4 protein-coding genes are annotated in these 6746 nt (G+C 68.8%); 1 reads left to right on the top strand and 3 read right to left on the bottom strand.

From position 1 onward, the window contains the following. Positions 1 to 670 (top strand): GNAT family N-acetyltransferase (locus DLJ47_RS28255; RefSeq protein WP_342447653.1); only part of this gene is annotated, 670 nt, incomplete at its 5' end. 992 nt (positions 671 to 1662) lie between these two features. Here DLJ47_RS28255 and DLJ47_RS28250 read toward each other — a convergent pair. Genes DLJ47_RS28250 through DLJ47_RS28240 form a run of 3 tightly spaced genes read right to left on the bottom strand, consistent with a single transcriptional unit; the run spans position 1663 to position 6714 of the window. Further along, complete coding sequence (locus tag DLJ47_RS28250) at positions 1663 to 2064, bottom strand: hypothetical protein (protein ID WP_109904447.1); 402 nt, start codon at positions 2062 to 2064, stop codon at positions 1663 to 1665. Between the two features lie 28 nt (positions 2065 to 2092). Beyond that, a complete protein-coding gene (gene fxsT, locus DLJ47_RS28245; RefSeq protein WP_109904445.1) occupies positions 2093 to 5449 on the bottom strand; it encodes an FxSxx-COOH system tetratricopeptide repeat protein in 3357 nt (1118 codons plus the stop codon). Beyond that, positions 5449 to 6714 carry a TIR-like protein FxsC gene (locus DLJ47_RS28240; RefSeq protein ID WP_158289904.1) on the bottom strand — a complete coding sequence of 422 codons (1266 nt, stop codon included), beginning with the start codon at positions 6712 to 6714 and terminating at the stop codon, positions 5449 to 5451. The genes fxsT and DLJ47_RS28240 overlap by 1 nt, the downstream gene beginning before the upstream one ends. Positions 6715 to 6746 lie beyond the last annotated feature (32 nt).

Here is a 6746-nt window from a genome sequence, read left to right as displayed (position 1 = left end):
AGACAGCTCCCCCATGGACACCGTCCCCCGCATCCGCGCCGCCCGCTGGGCCGACAAGGACGCCGTCGCCGCCCTCATCGCCGACGCCCTGCACCCCAGCCCACTCGCCGCCTGGCTCGTACCCGACCCGGCACAACGCCGCCGCATCCTCGCCGACGTCCTCGCCATCTGGGTGGAACACGCCATGTTCTTCGGCGACATCTACCTCACCGACGACCTCACCGCCGCCACCGTCGGCTTCCACCGCTACCGGCCGATACCCCCACCCGCCAACTATCAGATCCGACTGGCCGACGCCGCCGGCCCACGCGCCGACCGCTTCGACATCCTCGAGCAGACGCTGTCTCTACGGCGACCGACCGAACCCCACCACCACCTGGCATTCCTCGCCGTGCACCCCGACGCGCAGCGCACCGGGCGGGGAACCGCGATGCTCGACCACCACCGCAGCCGCATCGACCGCGTCGACCTACCCTCCTGGACCGACACCACCACCGCAGCCCAAGACCTGTACGCCCGCCACGGCTACACCGCACGCCCGACGATCACACTCCCGGACGGACCAACCATCCACCCGATGCGCCGCGACCCGGACCCCGGCAACGACGCATGGCCCCTCAACACGACCCGCCCTATGACGGCATCCCGCTCACATGACCTCACCACCTGACGGCGCCGTTCCTATCCGCCCGCCCTGGTAGAACCGCTAGATGGATCAACTGACCGACCCGCTGGCCGGGCTCGACCAAGTCCCGTGGGAATCGCTGCACCACGCGTACGGGCCGGCCGTCGACGTACGCCGGCTCGGCGACCAGCTACCCGGCCGGGCCCTCGACGTCCTCACCGCCCGCCAGCTCGGACGTCGATGCCAACGCACCCGGGTGGGAACCGGTCGTGCGCGGGTTCGTGGCTCTTGCATTGCACTGGCTCGGCCTTATCTGACTTGCCGCTGCGAGACACGGTTTAGGAAACCGTTGCTCTATCCCCTGAGCTACGAGGGCGCGAGCGCCCAGTCTAGCGACCTGCGGGCTGACCCGGGATGGCAGGGAGTGGCCCGCGTTGGCCTGCATTGTCCCGGCCGATCGGCCCAGCCGATGACCACACGTGGATCACACGGGCGAGCTAGGGATCATGCTCCTTGGTACCGGTTGACCCGAACTGGCACCGGTTGACCTAGGGTGACCCCGGCTGGAGAGCACACACCGCGCACATCACCAAGATCAAAGGTTGACCGTCGCCTCGCAGCCGGCGCACAGCGCGATGATCCCCCACAGCCTGGAGACGCCACCCAACGGCAACCCGTCATAAAGCAGGCGCAGGCGCTAGACCACCGATAGGGTCCGGGCCACCATCAGCAGAGCATCTGATCCGTAGTCAGATGATCTTGCAGAGAGTAATGCGAGTCCGGTGCTGTCCGATCACGTCCGAGCCAATCCGGCCACGGCCCCGCAGGTCCCGGCTGCACATCGGCTGATATGAATTCCCGACGCCTTGCTAGGGCAGGCCGATATTCCGTCCTAATCCCGCCGCGTCCGTGCCAGTTCCCCGACATCCGAGCAGCCACGGAGCAACCAGCTGTGTACCGGTGGGAACTCCACCCCGACGTCCTGCACCGCGACGGGTCATCCCGGACGGGCCGGCGGCGGGGTGCTTCCGCCCGGATCACGACCAGATGATGCCACCACCGGTGTTGGAGGCGATGATCTGGCCGTTCCCCGACGTGGACGTGCCGCCGCCAGCCTGGCGGCCGAAGTCGGCGCCGGCCAGCGAGGTGGCGTGCACGACGACGTCGCGCAACCGCTCCGCCTGGTTCGGATACACCTCCAGCAAGGCTTCGAGGCGTCCCTGCCACCGGGTCGCCACGAACTCCGGCGAGGACCGGCCGGCGAGCACGCTGCTCCGAGAGTCCTCCAGAGCCGCCGCGACCTCCTTGGCGCGGCTCTCGTCGAGCCGGGCGTAAACCCGGGTAAGGCCGTCCCGGACCACCGCCCACGCATCCGAGGCCATGGCCGCGACCAGCGCCTGCCCCGCTTGCCTCGCGAGGGCCATCACGTCCGCGTCCACCCGGTGACCTCCTTCCCTTCGTCCGGTCTCACCAGGACTCCGCTAGCTCCGCCAGCAGGCTTTGGGACGCCACCATGTCCGGGTGGTTCCCGAGGCACCGCCGCTGCTGGTCGAGCGTGGCTTCGAGCAGTTTCCGACCGTCGGTGAGGTTGCCCGCGCGGATCATGGCTCGGCTGAGGTGGAACTGGGCGCGCAGGGTGTTCGGGTGGTCGGCACCGAGTGCAGCCCGGTACGCCGCGACGAGCCGCTCGTACATCGCCGACGCCTCATCTGGGTGCCCGCGGCTTGCCTGGAGCGCCGCGAGGTTGCCTAGGGACGCGAGGGTCACCGGGTGTCGCTCGCCAAGGGTTTCTCTGCGGCTGGCGTACACCCTCTGCTCGCAGTCAGCAGCTTCGTCGTAACGACCGAGCGCGTACAGGATGGTGGCGCGATTCCCTAGGGCGACGATGGTGTGGGGATGGTCCGGCCCGAGCAGTGTCTGTCGACGCTGAAGCAGTTCCTCGCTGACGGCCAGAGCGTGCTCGTGGTCGCCTTTGCTCCAGAGCAGGACGGCCAGGTTGTTCATTGTGGCCAGGGTGTCCGGGTGGTCTTCGCCGAGGAGGCGACGGCGCAGATCCCGCAGCCGCTGGGTGAGGGCCAACGCGGCTTCGTCGTCCCCGTCCTCCCATGTCACCGCGGCGAGCACGTGCAGCGCGTCGGCGGTCGCCACTTGCTCCTGGCCGAGCAGCGTGGTGAACCGGTCGACGATCGTGGTGGCGAGTTGCCGGGCCGGTCGGACGGACCCGCTGGCCATCAGGTATCCAGGCAGGCGGAGCACGAGGGCGCGCAGCGCCGGTCCCTGGGCCCAGTCGCTGGCAAGCACGTGTGGGAGCAGCTCGGCGTACCGGGGCCAGTTGGCGGGGTCGCTGGCGTCTCCTAGCGGGGCCGACACGAGGAGGCGTTCGACCTGACCCCGCAGCGACTTCTCGGCGGCGGGTGTCAGGTCGTCCTGGACGGCAGCCTGCAGCAGCGGGTGCACCAGGAGGTGATCGTCCGCCAGCTCGGCCAGGTGGTGCCGGTGCAGCGTGCTGAGGACGGCGGCGAACGCCGACGGGACGGCCAGCGCCTTGCGCAACCCCGGATCGTTGACGGCCGCCGGCGTGTCGGTGAAGACGCGGAACGGTACTGGGCGGGGTGCGAAAAATGCGAGGACCTGTATGAGTTCGGCGGCGGCTGGCGACTCTGTCTCCAGGCGGTTGCGTGCCCAGGACCAGAACGGGGCGAGGAGTTGGCTGTGGCCGGTCTCGTCGTCCCGCCGCAAGCCTTTGCGGCTGTCCTGCCAGATCGAGTTCGTCAGGTCGAGGGACGCGGCGCCCGTGACGAGCGCGAGCGGCAGCCCGGCGGACCAGTCGAGAAGTTTCTGGGCCTCTCGCTCCAATAGGGTGTGATGCATGGCGCGCAGCAGCGCCTGCGCCGCGTCGGTAGACAATGGGTGCAGGTGGTGCTCGGCGACTCCCGCCTCCCAGTCGCGAAGCCGCGACGTGAGCAGGACGTCGACCGTTTCTGGCAAGGTGGGCACCGCCTCGGGGAGCGCTTCCGCGTCGTCGAAAACCAGCAGAACGCGCCGCTGTCGCCGCAGCTCACTGCGCAGCGCCCCGCTGTCTGCGGCGCCCGTCGCGGGAAGGCCGAGCGCGGCGGCCAGGTGCGCTAGCCCGTCGACGGCGTCCTCCGGCCGGGTGGCGCGCATCCACCACACCACCTCGTACTCGTGCGCGTAGCGATGGGCGAATTCCAGGGCAGTGGCCGTCTTGCCGATGCCGGCCAATCCGCAGATCGCCTGGCTACGGGCGTTCGAGTGGTGGAAGCCGCTCCAGAGGGCGTAGATTTCCTCGTCGCGCCCGATGAAGGGTCGGGGTCGGGAGGGCAGGTTCGACACGTCGGGCGGCTGGCCGGGGAACCTCGCGGGTGGACGGTGGTCGCGGTGGTACAGGTGGCCGCCGGAGGGCGCCTGGATCTGCTGCGCTGCGGTGAGCAGGCGCTGGCGGGCGGCCGGCTCGTATTCGCCAGCGAGCCGCACGCCCTGCAGGTCGCGCAGCGCGTGCGGCACGACGCACTCGACGACTTCGACCGGGACTAGGCGACCGGACTCGCCGCCGGGATCGACGTCCCGGGCGAGCCGCCACTCCTGCTGGACCGCCGTGCTGCGGACCGCGGCGGGCGATAGCAGGGCGAGTACGGCGTCGCTGGCCAGGATCGCCTTTTCGATCTCGTCGGGCCACCGCGAGCCCGGGCGCACTTCCCACCTATTCAGCCAGACGCGGTACCCGGCCCGCTCCAGGTGCGCAGCGATCCACTCGGCCCACTGCTGATCGGAGGGGACGTGGCTGATGTAGAAGTCGTACAGACCGCGTCGGGCTGCGGGCCGCCAGAAACGCTTGATCAGCACTTCACGGTCGATGTCGTCGAGGGGGACGAGTTCCTGGACCTGTCCCTCGGTCAGGTGGGCCGTGAGCCGTTCGTAGGCGGCCAACAGTGAGCCCTCCTGGCGAGGCCGGTCGCCGACGGTTGCCAGGATCTCCTCGTACGCGTAGAAGACCTTGTAGGGGATCTCAACATCGCCCCAGTAGCGGTCGCGCTGCTCATGGTCGTATCCCCGAAGGAAACGGCGGAACCCGGACCGGACGTAGCTGCGTCCCGCCTCCAGCCTGCTCGTTTCCCCGTCCTCGACACGCATGGGCACGGGCAGGACGCGCAGGTCGTCCGCCCGGCGTTGGCGCAGCGCCGAATCGGCAACGGCGAGGGCGCCATTGACGCTTTGGCTGCTCAGCGTGAAGCAGATGACGAGCGTGTCGGGCAGCTGGACTGTGCAGATCCCCGAGGCGTCGTTCAGCCCGGTCCTGCTGTCGATGAGCACGTAATCGTAGTGCCGGCGCATACTGCGCTTCATCTCTTCGATGAAGGAGCCGCCGTGCAGGCGGTCGTAGAAGTTCCCCCAGTCGAACGACGAGACCCGGCTGGCGTACGAGCGGTCCTGCTGGCCCGCAGTGAGCAGGTCCACCACACCGTCGCCGGGGAAGGGCTGGCGCAGCGACACCACGTGCTCCAGCACGTCGGCGTACGCCTCACGCCAGCCGTCGTGCCGTGACTGCCCGGAGTCCACCACGGCGCTGGCGTAGTTCCATAGCATGTCCATCAGCCCTGGCGTGGAGCTGGACTCCTTGTCTGGCAGGAACGGGTGGAAGTACCGGTGCAGACCGGGTGCCTCCAGATCCCAGTCGACCGCGAGCACCCGCTTGCCGTTGCTCGCGAGGATCCACGCGATATTGGCCAGGGCCATCGAGCGCCCCGTGCCACCCTTGTACGAGTAGAGAGTGAAAATCCGGCCGCCGCCGGCATCGACCGTCATCAGCGGGCACCCGGCCCTTCGAGCTGTGGTCGCGCCACGAACGCGCCCACGTTCGCCAGCTCCGGCACATCGTGCTGCTCGAACACAAAACTCTGGATCCTGACGAGCACCTCGCGCAGCGCCTGCATGAAGTCGTCCACCGAGTGCAGCGCGCCGCGGAACGTTGGATGCGGCAGGCGCGCGTTTCGGTTGAACACGGACAGCACCGAACTGTGTAGCTCCTTCTCGTGCGCCTTGTTCTCCTCGTCCGCCGGGTTCCACGGCAACAGCACCCCACAGTTGCCGTACAGGCGGCTGTCGTAGGGGGTCAGTGCCTCAGTGTAGGCGGGAATGCGGGTCGCCCAGGCGTCCACCAGCAGGACGACCAACTCGCCGTCCGCCTCGGCCTTGTCCAGCAGTTCCGACAATCGGTCAAGCACTCCGACGGGATGTGGTGTCAGGTCCTGCTCCTCAGCTACACGCATGGCACAGCGAACGACCGGCCTCGGCTCCACTGGCCGGTACGGCATCCAGTCTTCCGACCGGTTTCCATAGGAGACGACATCGGTGCGCTGCTGGGCCGCCTCGGTCACGGTCGGCGCGGCCACCACCAGGTGCACGTGACGCGGGCCGCCACCGGCCGACTCCCCGACCCGTTGCGCCGGTACCAGCGCCTCGGTGCCGCAGTCCGTCGACTCGAATACGTTGGGGGCGGCGTCGAAGTCGAGCGGATCGTCGCTGGCCGGCAACTCGTACTGGCGTGCGGCCTCGATGATCACACCGGCGAGGTGCTCGACCACATCGTCGTAGGCATCGCCGAACCGGGTCTTCAGCTTGACGAGCCGGCGCAGCCCGAACTGCTGGTACGGGCCGGCAAGCTCCTTGCTTTTCGCCCACACGTCAGCGGCGATCCGGGGGATCTGATCGGCGTCACCTGCGAAGACGGTTTCCCAGAGCACCGGGACGATCAGCTCCGGCAGGCACCCCTGGCGCTGTTCGTAGGCCCGCTGCCGCTCGGCGAAGGCGCCCCACTCCTGCCCACAGAACCGGGTACGGAAGTAGCGCGGTGAATAGAGCGGGACGAAGACGCGGCAGGTGCGGAGGACGTCGGCGACCTCGGGGCGCCACAGGGTCCCCTCGCGCATGCCCGTGTACTGGAAGCCGATGCTGTCCTCTGGCTCCGTGGTGCGCCTCATGAGCACGTCGGCGAGGTCCGCGTAGAACTCGTCCACGTAGCCACCCCGCGCGTCCTCGCCGCTGTAGCTCAGGAAGAACAGAAAAGTCATCCGCCGTACGCCCTCGCCCCCAAGTCCCATGA

Source organism: Micromonospora sp. S4605 (genome assembly GCF_003176715.1).
In the GTDB taxonomy this organism is placed as follows: domain Bacteria; phylum Actinomycetota; class Actinomycetes; order Mycobacteriales; family Micromonosporaceae; genus Micromonospora; species Micromonospora echinaurantiaca.
This window is presented reverse-complemented; position numbering and strand designations above follow the sequence as displayed.